This is a genomic window from Pseudomonas sp. KU43P (assembly GCF_033095865.1).
In the GTDB taxonomy this organism is placed as follows: Bacteria; Pseudomonadota; Gammaproteobacteria; order Pseudomonadales; family Pseudomonadaceae; genus Aquipseudomonas.
Genome location: NZ_AP019365.1, coordinates 109,490 through 125,000, shown reverse-complemented (window position 1 = coordinate 125,000; position 15,511 = coordinate 109,490). Strand labels below are relative to the sequence as shown.

Below are 15,511 nucleotides of genomic sequence, written 5' to 3'. Positions count from 1 at the left end.
TCGGATATGCGATATTTGTGATGTTGCTTGCGAACTTTCGGTTCGTTTCGTCTTCACCACCGCAATCTGCGCTAGCAAATTGCTTGGGTGTTATATGGTCAAGCCTCACGGGCAATTAGTATTGGTTAGCTCAACGCCTCACAGCGCTTACACACCCAACCTATCAACGTCGTAGTCTTCGACGGCCCTTTAGGGGATTCAAGATCCCAGTGAGATCTCATCTTGAGGCAAGTTTCCCGCTTAGATGCTTTCAGCGGTTATCTCTTCCGAACATAGCTACCCGGCAATGCCACTGGCGTGACAACCGGAACACCAGAGGTTCGTCCACTCCGGTCCTCTCGTACTAGGAGCAGCCCCTCTCAAATCTCAAACGTCCACGGCAGATAGGGACCGAACTGTCTCACGACGTTCTAAACCCAGCTCGCGTACCACTTTAAATGGCGAACAGCCATACCCTTGGGACCGGCTTCAGCCCCAGGATGTGATGAGCCGACATCGAGGTGCCAAACACCGCCGTCGATATGAACTCTTGGGCGGTATCAGCCTGTTATCCCCGGAGTACCTTTTATCCGTTGAGCGATGGCCCTTCCATACAGAACCACCGGATCACTAAGACCTACTTTCGTACCTGCTCGACGTGTTTGTCTCGCAGTCAAGCGCGCTTTTGCCTTTATACTCTACGACCGATTTCCGACCGGTCTGAGCGCACCTTCGTACTCCTCCGTTACTCTTTGGGAGGAGACCGCCCCAGTCAAACTACCCACCATACACTGTCCTCGATCCGGATAACGGACCTGAGTTAGAACCTCAAAGTTGCCAGGGTGGTATTTCAAGGATGGCTCCATGAGAACTGGCGTCCCCACTTCAAAGCCTCCCACCTATCCTACACAAGCAAATTCAAAGTCCAGTGCAAAGCTATAGTAAAGGTTCACGGGGTCTTTCCGTCTAGCCGCGGATACACTGCATCTTCACAGCGATTTCAATTTCACTGAGTCTCGGGTGGAGACAGCGCCGCCATCGTTACGCCATTCGTGCAGGTCGGAACTTACCCGACAAGGAATTTCGCTACCTTAGGACCGTTATAGTTACGGCCGCCGTTTACCGGGGCTTCGATCAAGAGCTTCGCTTGCGCTAACCCCATCAATTAACCTTCCGGCACCGGGCAGGCGTCACACCCTATACGTCCACTTTCGTGTTTGCAGAGTGCTGTGTTTTTAATAAACAGTCGCAGCGGCCTGGTATCTTCGACCGGCGTGGGCTTACGCAGCAAGTGCTTCACCCTCACCGGCGCACCTTCTCCCGAAGTTACGGTGCCATTTTGCCTAGTTCCTTCACCCGAGTTCTCTCAAGCGCCTTGGTATTCTCTACCTAACCACCTGTGTCGGTTTGGGGTACGGTTCCCAGTTATCTGAAGCTTAGGAGCTTTTCTTGGAAGCATGGCATCAACCACTTCGTCGCCTAATGGCAACTCGTCATCAGCTCTCGGCCTTGAAATCCCGGATTTGCCTAAGATCTCAGCCTACCACCTTAAACTTGGACAACCAACGCCAAGCTGGCCTAGCCTTCTCCGTCCCTCCATCGCAATAACTGGAAGTACAGGAATATTAACCTGTTTTCCATCGACTACGCTTTTCAGCCTCGCCTTAGGGACCGACTAACCCTGCGTCGATTAACGTTGCGCAGGAAACCTTGGTCTTTCGGCGTGCGAGTTTTTCACTCGCATTGTCGTTACTCATGTCAGCATTCGCACTTCTGATACCTCCAGCAAGCTTCTCAACTCACCTTCACAGGCTTACAGAACGCTCCTCTACCGCGTCATCAAAGATGACACCCGTAGCTTCGGTGCATGGTTTGAGCCCCGTTACATCTTCCGCGCAGGCCGACTCGACTAGTGAGCTATTACGCTTTCTTTAAAGGGTGGCTGCTTCTAAGCCAACCTCCTAGCTGTCTAAGCCTTCCCACATCGTTTCCCACTTAACCATGACTTTGGGACCTTAGCTGACGGTCTGGGTTGTTTCCCTTTTCACGACGGACGTTAGCACCCGCCGTGTGTCTCCCATGCTCGGCACTTGTAGGTATTCGGAGTTTGCATCGGTTTGGTAAGTCGGGATGACCCCCTAGCCGAAACAGTGCTCTACCCCCTACAGTGATACATGAGGCGCTACCTAAATAGCTTTCGAGGAGAACCAGCTATCTCCGAGCTTGATTAGCCTTTCACTCCGATCCACAGGTCATCCGCTAACTTTTCAACGGTAGTCGGTTCGGTCCTCCAGTCAGTGTTACCTAACCTTCAACCTGCCCATGGATAGATCGCCCGGTTTCGGGTCTATACCCAGCGACTAAACGCCCTATTAAGACTCGCTTTCGCTACGCCTCCCCTATTCGGTTAAGCTCGCCACTGAATATAAGTCGCTGACCCATTATACAAAAGGTACGCAGTCACCTAACAAAGTAGGCTCCCACTGCTTGTACGCATACGGTTTCAGGTTCTATTTCACTCCCCTCTCCGGGGTTCTTTTCGCCTTTCCCTCACGGTACTGGTTCACTATCGGTCAGTCAGTAGTATTTAGCCTTGGAGGATGGTCCCCCCATATTCAGACAAAGTTTCTCGTGCTCCGTCCTACTCGATTTCATTGATAAGAGATTTTCGTGTACGGGGCTATCACCCACTATGGCCGCACTTTCCAGAGCGTTCCACTAATCTCAAACCAACTTAAGGGCTGGTCCCCGTTCGCTCGCCACTACTAAGGGAATCTCGGTTGATTTCTTTTCCTCAGGGTACTTAGATGTTTCAGTTCCCCTGGTTCGCCTCTTGCACCTATGTATTCAGTACAAGATAACCAGCTTATGCTGGCTGGGTTCCCCCATTCAGAGATCTCTGGATCACAGTCTGTTTGCCGACTCCCCAAAGCTTATCGCAGGCTACCACGTCTTTCATCGCCTCTGACTGCCAAGGCATCCACCGTATGCGCTTCTTCACTTGACCATATAACCCCAAGCAATCTGGTTATACTGTGAAGACGACATTCGCCGAAAATTCGCATGTTGCGCTTTCGCGCAGAACTCACAAATTTTACCTTAGCCTGATCACACACCAGTGAAAGTGCGTGTCAGTCTATATCTATCACATATCCGAATTTTTAAAGAACGATCTGACAAAAGCCAGAAATCAGCATTCAAGCAGAATGCTCATTTCTGAGTTCTGATCAGGAACAGCGTTATCGCCTTCGACAATGAATCAAGCAATTCGTGTGGGAGCTCATCAGCAGGCTGATGTCGTCGATTAAGGAGGTGATCCAGCCGCAGGTTCCCCTACGGCTACCTTGTTACGACTTCACCCCAGTCATGAATCACACCGTGGTAACCGTCCTCCCGAAGGTTAGACTAGCTACTTCTGGTGCAACCCACTCCCATGGTGTGACGGGCGGTGTGTACAAGGCCCGGGAACGTATTCACCGCGACATTCTGATTCGCGATTACTAGCGATTCCGACTTCACGCAGTCGAGTTGCAGACTGCGATCCGGACTACGATCGGTTTTGTGAGATTAGCTCCACCTCGCGGCTTGGCAACCCTCTGTACCGACCATTGTAGCACGTGTGTAGCCCAGGCCGTAAGGGCCATGATGACTTGACGTCATCCCCACCTTCCTCCGGTTTGTCACCGGCAGTCTCCTTAGAGTGCCCACCATAACGTGCTGGTAACTAAGGACAAGGGTTGCGCTCGTTACGGGACTTAACCCAACATCTCACGACACGAGCTGACGACAGCCATGCAGCACCTGTGTCAGAGTTCCCGAAGGCACCAATCCATCTCTGGAAAGTTCTCTGCATGTCAAGGCCTGGTAAGGTTCTTCGCGTTGCTTCGAATTAAACCACATGCTCCACCGCTTGTGCGGGCCCCCGTCAATTCATTTGAGTTTTAACCTTGCGGCCGTACTCCCCAGGCGGTCAACTTAATGCGTTAGCTGCGCCACTAAAATCTCAAGGATTCCAACGGCTAGTTGACATCGTTTACGGCGTGGACTACCAGGGTATCTAATCCTGTTTGCTCCCCACGCTTTCGCACCTCAGTGTCAGTATCAGTCCAGGTGGTCGCCTTCGCCACTGGTGTTCCTTCCTATATCTACGCATTTCACCGCTACACAGGAAATTCCACCACCCTCTACCGTACTCTAGCTTGCCAGTTTTGGATGCAGTTCCCAGGTTGAGCCCGGGGCTTTCACATCCAACTTAACAAACCACCTACGCGCGCTTTACGCCCAGTAATTCCGATTAACGCTTGCACCCTCTGTATTACCGCGGCTGCTGGCACAGAGTTAGCCGGTGCTTATTCTGTCGGTAACGTCAAAACAGCAAGGTATTAACTTACTGCCCTTCCTCCCAACTTAAAGTGCTTTACAATCCGAAGACCTTCTTCACACACGCGGCATGGCTGGATCAGGCTTTCGCCCATTGTCCAATATTCCCCACTGCTGCCTCCCGTAGGAGTCTGGACCGTGTCTCAGTTCCAGTGTGACTGATCATCCTCTCAGACCAGTTACGGATCGTCGCCTTGGTGAGCCATTACCTCACCAACTAGCTAATCCGACCTAGGCTCATCTGATAGCGCAAGGCCCGAAGGTCCCCTGCTTTCTCCCGTAGGACGTATGCGGTATTAGCGTTCCTTTCGAAACGTTGTCCCCCACTACCAGGCAGATTCCTAGGCATTACTCACCCGTCCGCCGCTGAATCCAGGAGCAAGCTCCCATCATCCGCTCGACTTGCATGTGTTAGGCCTGCCGCCAGCGTTCAATCTGAGCCATGATCAAACTCTTCAGTTCAATACTGCTTGGGTTTTTAAGAAACCCTAAACTTGGCTCAGCAATCTCAAATGACTATGTGATTTCTCGCATGGTCACTTGTGATGCTGATAATCTTTTTGACTATCAGTCCGTACTCACAAGCACCCACACGAATTGCTTGATTCGATTTGTTAAAGAGCGTTTGGTTAAGAGCTTTTCGTCTCAACCGAGGCGCGCATTCTACGCTTTCCTCAGAGCCTGTCAAGCGTTTATTTTGAAGTTTTTTGCGAGAAACTCGTTTAGCTTCAAACACTTGGCTCGCTGCGATCTCTCGTAGCGGGAGGCGAATCATACAGCGTTTAGAAGCGCTGTCAACCACCGTTTCAACCGCTATCGATCAGACGATCGAAGCACCACCAGCACTACCTGAATTAAGTAACTCATTGAATCTCAAGGAGTTTCTCGTTCCGACTACGCTGGAAGTGGGGCGCATTATAAGGGGATTCGAAACCCCGTCAAGGCCTAATTCCAAGAAACTTCGACATCGCTGAAAAGCGAAGCGGGGAGGCCTGTCGGCCTCCCCGCTTATCGTCACGCTCTTAATAGACTTACAGAACTCCGTCCTTTCGCAGGCGCCCCACAGCATCTGCATCCAACCCCAGCACATCACTCAGCACCGCCTCGGTATGCTCTCCCAACAAAGGGGGCGCATGGCGATACTCTACCGGCGTCTCCGACAGCCTTATAGGGCTAGCCACCTGCGGCACACTGCCCGCCAAGGCATGCGGCAGTGTTACTGCCAGACCTCGCGCCACTACCTGAGGATCCTGAAACATCTGTGCCAGATCGTTGATCGGCCCACACGGCACACCCGCAGCCTCCAGTTGCTGCACCCACTCAGCCGTGGTCTTGAACACAGTAGCCTGGCGAATCAATGGAATCAGCTCGGCGCGATTGGCGACCCGCTGCTTATTGGTCGAGAAGCGGGAGTCGTCAGCCCACTGCGGCTGGCCAGCCACTTCAGCAAACTTGCGGAACTGGCTATCGTTTCCCACGGTGAGAATGAAATCACCATCTGCAGTGGGGAAGTCCTGGTAAGGGACAATATTGGGATGCGCATTGCCAAGCCGTCGCGGTGGATTGCCCGTGGTCAGGTAGTTCATCGCCTGGTTGGCCAGGCACGCCACCTGCACATCGAGCAAAGCCATATCGATATGTTGGCCAACGCCGGCCTGGTCACGATGAGCGAGGGCAGCCAGGATCGCCACGGTCGAATACAGCCCCGTGAGGATATCGGTGAGCGCAACTCCCACCTTTACCGGCCCCGCGCCATCCTCACCATCAGGGCGCCCGGTCAGACTCATCAGCCCACCCAACCCCTGAATCATGAAGTCATAACCGGCACGCTTGGCATACGGCCCCGTCTGCCCGAAACCAGTGATTGAGCAATAGATGAGCTTCGGATTGACCGCTCTCAGGCTCTGGTAATCCAACCCATAGGCCGCCAGCCCGCCCACCTTGAAGTTCTCGATGACGATATCCGACTTGGCTGCCAGCTCACGCACCAGGCGCTGACCTTCCGGCTGAGTGAAGTCGATGGTCACCGAGCGCTTGTTGCGGTTGGCAGACAGGTAGTAAGCCGCCTCACTGGTATTCTCGCCCTGCGCATCTTTGAGGAACGGCGGCCCCCAAGAGCGGGTATCGTCGCCAGCGCCAGGGCGCTCGACCTTGATCACATCGGCGCCCAGGTCAGCCAGTATCTGGCCAGACCAAGGCCCCGCCAGCACACGAGAGAGGTCAAGCACCCGCAGATGAGAGAGCGCACCCATGGCCGGCCTCCTTATTAGTAGAAGGCCTGAATGCCAGTCTGCGCACGGCCCAGGATCAGCGCATGCACGTCGTGGGTACCTTCATAGGTGTTGACCACTTCAAGGTTGACCAGGTGGCGCGCCACACCGAACTCGTCGGAGATGCCGTTACCGCCCAGCATGTCTCGGGCCATGCGCGCGATATCCAGAGCCTTGCCGCAGGAATTACGTTTCATGATTGAAGTGATTTCAACGGCCGCAGTGCCTTCGTCCTTCATGCGCCCCAGGCGCAGGCAGCCTTGCAGGGCCAGGGTGATTTCGGTCTGCATGTCGGCCAGCTTCTTCTGGATCAGCTGGTTGGCAGCCAGTGGGCGACCGAATTGCTGACGGTCCAGGGTGTACTGGCGAGCGGTATGCCAGCAGGCTTCCGCCGCACCAAGGGCACCCCAGGAGATGCCATAGCGCGCCGAATTCAGGCAGGTGAACGGCCCTTTGAGACCACGCACCTCAGGGAAGATGTTCTCTTCCGGCACGAATACGTTGTCCATGACGATTTCGCCAGTGATCGAGGCGCGCAGGCCGACCTTGCCATGAATGGCCGGAGCACTCAGGCCCTGCCAGCCCTTTTCCAGTACGAAACCGCGGATATCGCCGGCGTCATCCTTGGCCCAGACCACGAACACGTCAGCGATCGGGCTGTTGGTGATCCACATCTTGCTACCGCTCAGGCGATAGCCGCCGTCGACTTTCTTGGCCCGGGTGATCATCGAGCCCGGGTCGGAGCCGTGGTTAGGCTCGGTCAGGCCGAAGCAACCGATCCATTCGCCGCTGGCGAGCTTGGGCAGGTATTTCTGCTTCTGTGCCTCGGTACCGAATTCATTGATCGGCACCATCACCAGCGAAGATTGCACGCTCATCATCGAACGATAGCCGGAGTCGATACGCTCCACTTCACGGGCAATCAGGCCGTAACACACATAATTCAGGCCGCTGCCGCCGTATTGCTCAGGAATGGTTGCGCCTAACAGGCCGACTTCGCCCATCTCGCGGAAGATCGCAGGGTCGGTCTGCTCGTGGCGGAAGGCCTCCAGCACACGGGGCGCCAGCTTGTCCTGGGCGAACTGAAAAGCGCTGTCACGCACCATGCGCTCTTCTTCAGTGAGCTGCTGATCCAGCAGCAGCGGGTCGATCCAGTTGAAGCTTGCTTTACCGGCCATGAGCGAAATCCTCGAATAGGTGGCATGTTCTTGTGCCATTGATCCTAGGCCTGTTATGGCGTCTGGACAAACGAGGAATGCGCACGCATTAGTGATATTTTGTCACCTCGTAAGCTGAAGAAACGCCAGTAATGGTGGCATCACGAGTGAGGTTGACGTACATGCGCCGTAAGATTCCCAGCACCACCGCGCTCATCTGCTTCGAGGCGGCCGCACGCCACGAGAGCTTCACCAAGGCCGCGCAGGAACTGGCGCTGACGCAGGGCGCCGTGTGTAGGCAGATTGGCGGCCTGGAGGACTTCCTCAATGTGGAACTGTTTCGACGCTCACGCCGCGGGGTGAAGCTGACCGAGGCCGGGCTGTCATACAGCCGCCAGGTTGCAACGCAGCTCGATGCAGTAGAGAGGGACACGTTGTCGGTGATGCGCCAACAGGGGGCCAACGTGATCGAACTGGCCGTGGTGCCCACCTTCGGCACGCAATGGTTGCTACCTCGCCTCAAGGACTTCCAGCACCGCCACCCGGAAGTCACCGTCAACCTGACCAACCGCACGCGCCCCTTTTTGTTTGCCGACACCCCGTTCGACGCGGCCATCTATTACGGAGATGCCGACTGGTCCGGTACTCAATCCCAGCGCCTGATGGGTGAAAACCCGCTGCCCGTCTGCAGCCCGGCATTGCTGGGCGGGGAGAGCACGCTCGATGCCAGGCGCATAGCCGGCCTTCCTTTATTGCAACAGACCACCCGGCCTTACGCCTGGCGCCAGTGGTTCAACGGTCAGGGCCTGAATATCGCTGGCGACATGACAGGGCCACGCTATGAACTATTCTCCATGCTCGCCCAGGCCGCGATGCACGAGATGGGGGTGGCACTGATTCCACCATTCCTGATCCAGCGCGAGCTGGAGGAGGGAAGGCTAGTGGTCGCTAACAGGCACGCGCTGTCCAGCAGCAGGGCCTACTATTTGATGATTCCCGACCGCAAGGTCGAATCCGCCTCCCTGCGTGCGTTCCGCGACTGGCTGGCAGAACAGGCGCAGGCCTACATCGCTTCGCGCAAAGGCGATGCGCCTTCCTGACTGATGTAGTCAATTATTTTAAACACCTACAGATGTACGTTTTTGTCGCATAGAGGCAAACTGTTCAGGTGAATCGAAAAACCTCGACAAACCCGCTAAACACGCGGGTTTCAGAGGGTTTTACGACACTCTCAAGCTCATCCGCGAAAACATCGCAAAAAATTTCAAAAATTACCCTAATCTGCCAATAGCCTATGGTTGACGGGCTGCGCGCCGGTTGTTGCGACATACGGTCACAGGGTGACTTGTAGTTTTAACTTCGTTTCGCTCCAGAACCGGTTGAAGGCCCCTGGGTTCGTCTGCAAAATGCTCGGCCCGCCTAGGATCCGGCGGGCTTGGCGCATAACAGCCAACCCTGCGCACCACCCGAAGTGCGCGGGCTTTTATAAAGACAAAAAAGGTCACCGCAGGAGAAATAGTCGTGCACATTGGTGTTCCTCTCGAGACGCAGACCGGTGAGACAAGGGTCGCTGCGACCCCCGAAACCCTCAAGAAACTGATTGGCCAGGGCCATCAGGTCACCGTCCAACGGGGGGCAGGGCTCAACGCCAGCATTCCGGACAGTGCCTATGAAGCCGTGGGTGCTTCCCTGGGAAGCGCCGCCGATGTCTACGGCGCCCAGCTAGTTCTGAAAGTGGTCGCACCCAACGACCAGGAGCTGGCCCAGATCAACAGTGGCAGCCTCCTGGTAGGCATGCTCAACCCCTTCAACAATGAGCTGATCGGCAAGATGGCCGAACGCGGTATTACCGCCTTCGCCCTGGAAGCTGCGCCACGTACGTCGCGGGCCCAGAGCCTCGACGTGTTGTCGTCGCAGGCCAACATCGCCGGTTACAAGGCCGTGCTGCTGGCCGCTCATCATTACCCGCGCTTCATGCCCATGCTGATGACGGCTGCCGGTACCGTGAAAGCCGCTCGCGTACTGATTCTCGGCGCAGGCGTTGCCGGCCTGCAGGCCATCGCCACGGCCAAGCGCCTGGGTGCGGTGATCGAGGCCTCGGACGTACGCCCGGCGGTGAAGGAGCAGATCGAGTCGCTCGGCGCCAAGTTCATCGACGTGCCATACGAAACCGATGAAGAACGCGAGTGCGCCGAGGGCGTCGGCGGCTACGCCCGGCCAATGCCCGCCAGCTGGATGCAACGCCAGGCTCAGGCCGTGCACGAGCGCGCCAAGCAGGCCGACATCGTCATTACCACTGCGCTGATACCGGGCCGCAAGGCGCCGACGCTGCTGAGCGCCGAAACCGTGGCACAGATGAAACCCGGCTCGGTGGTCATCGACCTGGCAGCAGCCCAGGGCGGCAACTGCCCGCTGACCGTCGCCGATCAAGTGGTCATGGAAAACGGCGTGACCATCGTCGGGCCAACCAACCTGCCGGCTCAGGTAGGGGCTGATGCCTCGGCGCTGTATGCGCGCAACCTGCTGGACTTCATGAAGCTGCTGTTCGACAAGGACGGCGCACTGGTCATCAACCTCGAAGACGACATCGTCGCCGCGTGCCTGATGTGCCGCGACGGCCAGGTCGTGCGCAAGAACGGCTAAGGAGCACGACAATGGAAGACATGCTGATTTCCCATGGCATCTACAACCTGATCATTTTCGTGCTGGCCATCTATGTGGGCTATCACGTGGTCTGGAACGTCACCCCGGCGCTGCACACCCCGCTGATGGCAGTCACCAACGCCATCTCGGCGATCGTCATCGTCGGCGCCATGCTCGCTGCGGCCCTGACCGTGACACCGGCCGGCAAGCTGATGGGCACCCTGGCGGTGGCCCTGGCCGCGGTCAACGTGTTCGGTGGCTTCCTGGTCACCCGTCGCATGCTTGAGATGTTCAAGAAGAAAACCAAGAACGAGGCGCAGAAGTAAGCATGAGCATGAATCTGGTAACGCTCCTCTACCTCGTCGCCTCGGTGTGCTTCATCCAGGCGCTCAAGGGCCTGTCGCACCCGACCACCTCCCGACGCGGCAACCTGTACGGCATGATCGGCATGGGGATCGCCATCCTCACCACCGTTGGCCTCATCTATAAGCTCGGGGCCGAGCTTGCCACCGCCGGGATCGGCTACGTCATCGTCGGCCTGCTGGTCGGCGGTACCGCCGGCTCGATCATGGCCAAGCGCGTCGAGATGACCAAGATGCCCGAACTGGTCGCCTTCATGCACAGCATGATCGGCCTGGCTGCAGTGTTCATCGCCATCGCCGCCGTGCTCGAGCCGCAGTCGATGGGCATCGTCGCCGCTATCAGCGACCCGATCCCCACCGGTAACCGTCTGGAGCTGTTCCTTGGCGCGGCCATCGGTGCCATCACCTTCTCCGGTTCGGTGATCGCCTTCGGCAAGCTGTCGGGCAAGTACAAGTTCCGCCTGTTCCAGGGCGCACCGGTACAGTTCGCCGGCCAGCACAAGCTGAACCTGATCCTCGGCCTGACGACTATCGCCCTGGGCCTGCTGTTCACCTTCACTGGCCACTACAGCGCCTTCACCCTGATGCTGATCCTGGCCTTCATCATGGGCGTGCTGATCATCATTCCAATCGGTGGCGCCGACATGCCGGTGGTGGTCTCGATGCTCAACAGCTACTCGGGCTGGGCAGCGGCCGGTATCGGCTTCTCGCTGAACAACTCGATGCTGATCATCGCCGGCTCCCTGGTGGGCTCCAGCGGTGCGATCCTCTCGTACATCATGTGCAAGGCGATGAACCGCTCGTTCTTCAACGTGATCCTGGGCGGCTTCGGCGGCGATACAGATACCGGCGCGGCGCAAGGTTCCAAAGAGCAGCGCCCGGTGAAGTCCGGCTCGGCCGACGACGCCACCTTCCTGCTGAGCAACGCCGACAGCGTGATCATCGTACCGGGATATGGCCTGGCAGTGGCCCGTGCCCAGCACGCGCTGAAGGAACTGACCGAGAAGCTGACCCACAACGGGGTGACCGTGAAGTATGCGATCCACCCGGTGGCGGGGCGCATGCCTGGGCACATGAACGTGCTGCTGGCCGAAGCCGAAGTGCCTTACGACCAAGTGTTCGAGATGGAAGACATCAACGCCGAATTCGGCCAGGCCGACGTGGTGCTGGTATTGGGCGCCAACGACGTGGTCAACCCGGCGGCGAAGAACGATCCGAAGTCGCCGATCGCCGGCATGCCGATTCTCGAAGCGTTCAAGGCCAAGACCATCATCGTCAACAAGCGCTCCATGGCCAGCGGCTATGCCGGCCTGGACAACGAACTGTTCTACCTGGACAAAACCATGATGGTGTTCGGTGACGCGAAGAAGGTCATCGAGGATATGGTCAAAGCGGTCGAGTAAGAACTTTCCTAGCAAACCTTGCGATATATGAAGAACCCCGCGGAATTTTCCCGGGGTTTTTTATTTGATTGATCCAGATCAACGGCTCTATTTCCAGGCTTCTCATACGACCATGGTCGTGGGACGGCGACGGGCGAAATCTCTAGACTGCGCTGCAGTAGCTTCAGTAGCCCGAGATAACAATCCATGTACCGTGATCGTATCCGCTTGTCCTCCCTGCACAGCAAGGTAATGAGTGCGGCTGATGCCGCTGGCCTGATCGAGGACGGCATGACCGTCGGCATGAGCGGTTTCACCCGCGCCGGCGAAGCCAAGGCTGTGCCGCATGCCCTGGCCGAACGCGCCAAGCAATCGCCTCTGAAAATCAGCCTGATGACCGGCGCCAGCCTGGGCAACGACCTCGACAAACAGCTGACCGAGGCCGGTGTACTGGCCCGTCGCATGCCGTTCCAGGTCGACAGCACCCTGCGTAAGGCCATCAACGACGGCCAGGTCATGTTCATCGACCAGCACCTGTCGGAAACCGTCGAGCAACTGCGTAACCAACAGCTCAAGCTGCCTGACATCGCGGTCATCGAAGCCGTGGCCATCACCGAAGAAGGCCACATCGTGCCGACCACCTCGGTGGGCAACTCGGCCAGCTTCGCGATCTTCGCCAAGCAAGTGATCGTCGAGATCAACCTGTCGCACAACGCCAACCTCGAAGGCCTGCACGACATCTATATCCCGACCTACCGCCCGACCCGCACGCCGATCCCGCTGGTGAAAGTCGATGACCGCATCGGCAGCACCGCCATCCCGATCGACCCCGCCAAGATCGTCGGTATCGTCATCAGCGACCAGCCCGACTCGCCGTCTACCGTGTTGCCGCCGGACGACGAAACTCAAGGCATCGCCGATCACCTGATCAACTTCCTCAAGCGCGAAGTGGATGCAGGCCGCATGACCAACAAGCTCGGCCCGCTGCAAGCCGGTATCGGCAGCATCGCCAACGCGGTGATGTGCGGCCTGATCGAGTCGCCGTTCGAAGACCTGACCATGTACTCCGAAGTGCTGCAGGACTCGACCTTCGACCTGATCGACGCCGGCAAGCTGAGCTTCGCCTCGGGTAGCTCGATCACCCTGTCTAGCCGCCGCAACGCGGACGTGTTCGGCAACCTCGAGCGCTACAAGGACAAGCTGGTGCTGCGCCCGCAAGAGATCTCCAACCACCCTGAAGTCGTGCGCCGTCTGGGCATCATCGGCATCAACACGGCACTGGAGTTCGACATCTACGGCAACGTCAACTCCACGCACGTTTGCGGCACGCGGATGATGAACGGCATCGGTGGCTCGGGCGACTTCGCCCGCAACGCCCACCTGGCAGTATTCGTCACCAAGTCGATCGCCAAGGGCGGTGCGATTTCCAGCGTAGTGCCGATGGTCAGCCATGTGGACCACACCGAGCATGACGTGGACATTCTGGTGACCGAGCAAGGCCTGGCCGACCTGCGTGGCCTGGCGCCACGCGAGCGCGCACGGGCAATCATCGATAACTGTGTGCACCCAGACTATCGCGCAGCGCTGAATGACTACTTCGAGCGCGCCTGCCAGCGTGGCGGCCACACCCCGCACATTTTGCGCGAGGCGTTGAGCTGGCACGAGAACCTGGAAGAAGGCGGCCGCATGCTGGCTGGCTGATCCGCGTAAAACCTGTCGCCGGCGAGCCGGCTCCCACACAGTCATGCGCTGCGCTCAAGGCCAGCGCTGCAGCTCCCTGGGGGAGCCGGCTTGCCGGCGATAGGGCCAGCAAGTCAACTCTCATTACCCAATCAAAAAACTGTTCTACTGTACTGGTATCTGCTCCAGTCACTTCCCTCAAAATCCCTCCTCTCCTTTCAAAAAGCACCACAATAGTGCGCACCAGTACAGTTGCGCCAATTTCGAGTGCAACAGTAGGGTTACACAGTTAACTGAGCCATCGTCTTTCAACCAAACTGTATCTACTGTTATGGACAACAGAGGAGGATCATGGGCACCAGTTAAATCACTACCTAATCCCGCCACAAGCGGAAGGATGAAGCATCATGGAACGTACCCTCAGTTCCGGTCTGGTTTTTGAAAGCAACGCCCAGCAATCCAACGCCTCGCTGCCGCTGCGCGCCCTGTCGACCCTGCTGCTGTGGCAGCGCCGCATGGCTAGCCGTCGCCAACTGGCTCGCCTGGACTCCCGCCTGCTGGCCGACGCCGGTATCAGCGAGTCTCAGCGTTACGAAGAGCTCAGCAAGCCGTTCTGGCGCTAAGCTCCGGTTCGCCGGCCTTGGCTGGCACCGCGAATACCCAAACCCGTTGCAGGACGCTGCAGCGGGTTTTTTATTGCTCAGCCCGAAGGTAGAGCGTTTGGGCAACTATAGGTACAGTTCTATATAGGCATATAACAACCAGTACAGTTGATATCCGCGTTGCTCATAAACATCTGGAAATACCGCCGCGTGATACGCTTGGCTTAGCAGTCTGGTAGAAACCAGTTGTCCAAGTACCGTGACGAACCGTGTGAACGTCCGATAAGCAGATTCACCCGACCCTTTACCAGGAGTCCACGACCATGTCCCGCAAACACCTGATTGGCGCCGCCCTGCTGCTCGGCCTGGCCGGCACCGCCAACGCCAGCAGCTTCGTCGTCACGACCGATGCCGTAGTACGTGCCTTTGCTGCTTCCACCGATGCCACCTCCGACCTGACCTCGTCGTTCCGTGACGACAAGATCGTCCAGGCCGCCCGTGACGATGCCGCCAGCTTCGTCGGCAGCCAAGGCGCCATTCGCGGCGCCAAGCTGGAAAGTGCCTTCATGCACATCCGCTCGACCATGCCGGCTCTGCAAGCCAGCGATGCCCAGCTGGCCCAGGCCATCCTGGTGCTCTGATAACAGGTTGTAAAACGAATGCGCTGGCTCTGGCCGGCGCATTCGTTCTAGCCTTGGTCGCCCCTGTCGCAGTCGTAAGTAGCCTATGCGTTATCTGTTGCCGATGCTGTTCGCCGTCGCTGCCGTGGGCAATGCCCATGCCATGGACACCACTACTCAAGGCCTGGTAATCACAGGCTACGTCACCAGCCAGGTGACGACCGCTCCCTTCGACCGCAAGCTGGTCAGGCAGGCCCGTGACGATGCAGCCGCATTCGTCGCCAGCGATGGCCTGATCCGCGGCGCGCGCCTGGAGGCGGCCCTCGATTCGCTGCGCCAAGGCTGTGCTCGGCACTCCGTCGGCGACCTTGAACTGGCGCAAGCAATTCTCGTCCAATAAAAACACCTGACTCCCTGTATTTTTCGGAGATGCTCC

10 protein-coding genes and 2 rRNA genes are annotated in these 15,511 nt (G+C 57.4%); 8 read left to right on the top strand and 4 right to left on the bottom strand.

The features are described from left to right. Window positions 1–94 precede the first annotated feature (94 nt). The 4 genes from KU43P_RS00600 to KU43P_RS00585 all read right to left on the bottom strand — a co-directional run bounded on the left by KU43P_RS00600 (window position 95) and on the right by KU43P_RS00585 (window position 7,807). A 23S ribosomal RNA gene (locus KU43P_RS00600) occupies window positions 95–2,986 on the bottom strand. 298 nt (window positions 2,987–3,284) lie between these two features. Further along, a 16S ribosomal RNA gene (locus KU43P_RS00595) occupies window positions 3,285–4,821 on the bottom strand. The 16S and 23S rRNA genes sit together here, the layout of an rRNA operon. Before the next feature lie 569 nt (window positions 4,822–5,390). Then, window positions 5,391–6,611, bottom strand: a complete 1,221-nt coding sequence (locus KU43P_RS00590) for a CaiB/BaiF CoA transferase family protein (RefSeq protein ID WP_317660589.1) — start codon at window positions 6,609–6,611, stop codon at window positions 5,391–5,393. Between the two features lie 14 nt (window positions 6,612–6,625). Next, window positions 6,626–7,807: an acyl-CoA dehydrogenase gene (locus KU43P_RS00585; protein WP_317660588.1), complete on the bottom strand. Its 1,182-nt coding sequence runs from the start codon at window positions 7,805–7,807 to the stop codon at window positions 6,626–6,628. A gap of 161 nt (window positions 7,808–7,968) precedes the next feature. On the opposite strand from KU43P_RS00585, the gene KU43P_RS00580 reads away from it, so the two are divergent. The 8 genes from KU43P_RS00580 (at window position 7,969) to KU43P_RS00545 (ending at window position 15,475) form a co-directional block, all read left to right on the top strand. Further along, the gene (locus tag KU43P_RS00580) at window positions 7,969–8,886 is read left to right on the top strand and encodes a LysR family transcriptional regulator (protein ID WP_317660587.1); all 918 of its coding nucleotides are present in this window, start codon (window positions 7,969–7,971) and stop codon (window positions 8,884–8,886) included. 421 nt (window positions 8,887–9,307) lie between these two features. Then, window positions 9,308–10,429 (top strand): Re/Si-specific NAD(P)(+) transhydrogenase subunit alpha, encoded by a 1,122-nt coding sequence (locus tag KU43P_RS00575; RefSeq protein WP_317660586.1) that lies wholly within the window; start codon window positions 9,308–9,310, stop codon window positions 10,427–10,429. An 11-nt stretch (window positions 10,430–10,440) separates the two neighbouring features. Then, window positions 10,441–10,755 (top strand): NAD(P) transhydrogenase subunit alpha, encoded by a 315-nt coding sequence (locus tag KU43P_RS00570; RefSeq protein WP_003256966.1) that lies wholly within the window; start codon window positions 10,441–10,443, stop codon window positions 10,753–10,755. Between the two features lie 2 nt (window positions 10,756–10,757). Continuing rightward, window positions 10,758–12,194: an NAD(P)(+) transhydrogenase (Re/Si-specific) subunit beta gene (locus tag KU43P_RS00565; protein ID WP_317660585.1), complete on the top strand. Its 1,437-nt coding sequence runs from the start codon at window positions 10,758–10,760 to the stop codon at window positions 12,192–12,194. Window positions 12,195–12,380: 186 nt separating this feature from the next. Next, window positions 12,381–13,874, top strand: coding sequence for an acetyl-CoA hydrolase/transferase family protein (locus KU43P_RS00560; protein ID WP_317660584.1), 1,494 nt, complete (start codon window positions 12,381–12,383; stop codon window positions 13,872–13,874). Window positions 13,875–14,260: 386 nt separating this feature from the next. After that, complete coding sequence (locus KU43P_RS00555; protein WP_176515874.1) at window positions 14,261–14,476, top strand: DUF1127 domain-containing protein; 216 nt, start codon at window positions 14,261–14,263, stop codon at window positions 14,474–14,476. A gap of 302 nt (window positions 14,477–14,778) precedes the next feature. Continuing rightward, complete coding sequence (locus tag KU43P_RS00550) at window positions 14,779–15,096, top strand: DUF2388 domain-containing protein (protein ID WP_317660583.1); 318 nt, start codon at window positions 14,779–14,781, stop codon at window positions 15,094–15,096. 85 nt (window positions 15,097–15,181) lie between these two features. Beyond that, window positions 15,182–15,475 (top strand): DUF2388 domain-containing protein, encoded by a 294-nt coding sequence (locus KU43P_RS00545; RefSeq protein WP_317660582.1) that lies wholly within the window; start codon window positions 15,182–15,184, stop codon window positions 15,473–15,475. Window positions 15,476–15,511 lie beyond the last annotated feature (36 nt).

Bases quoted from the DNA above. Each gene is read 5' to 3' on its own strand.
- KU43P_RS00570 (WP_003256966.1), top strand. From the start codon at position 10,441: ATGGAAGACATGCTGATTTCCCATGGCATCTACAACCTGATCATTTTC.
- KU43P_RS00590 (WP_317660589.1), bottom strand. From the start codon at position 6,611: ATGGGTGCGCTCTCTCATCTGCGGGTGCTTGACCTCTCTCGTGTGCTG.
- KU43P_RS00555 (WP_176515874.1), top strand. From the start codon at position 14,261: ATGGAACGTACCCTCAGTTCCGGTCTGGTTTTTGAAAGCAACGCCCAG.
- KU43P_RS00585 (WP_317660588.1), bottom strand. From the start codon at position 7,807: ATGGCCGGTAAAGCAAGCTTCAACTGGATCGACCCGCTGCTGCTGGAT.
- KU43P_RS00580 (WP_317660587.1), top strand. From the start codon at position 7,969: ATGCGCCGTAAGATTCCCAGCACCACCGCGCTCATCTGCTTCGAGGCG.
- KU43P_RS00560 (WP_317660584.1), top strand. From the start codon at position 12,381: ATGTACCGTGATCGTATCCGCTTGTCCTCCCTGCACAGCAAGGTAATG.
- KU43P_RS00545 (WP_317660582.1), top strand. From the start codon at position 15,182: ATGCGTTATCTGTTGCCGATGCTGTTCGCCGTCGCTGCCGTGGGCAAT.
- KU43P_RS00550 (WP_317660583.1), top strand. From the start codon at position 14,779: ATGTCCCGCAAACACCTGATTGGCGCCGCCCTGCTGCTCGGCCTGGCC.
- KU43P_RS00565 (WP_317660585.1), top strand. From the start codon at position 10,758: ATGAGCATGAATCTGGTAACGCTCCTCTACCTCGTCGCCTCGGTGTGC.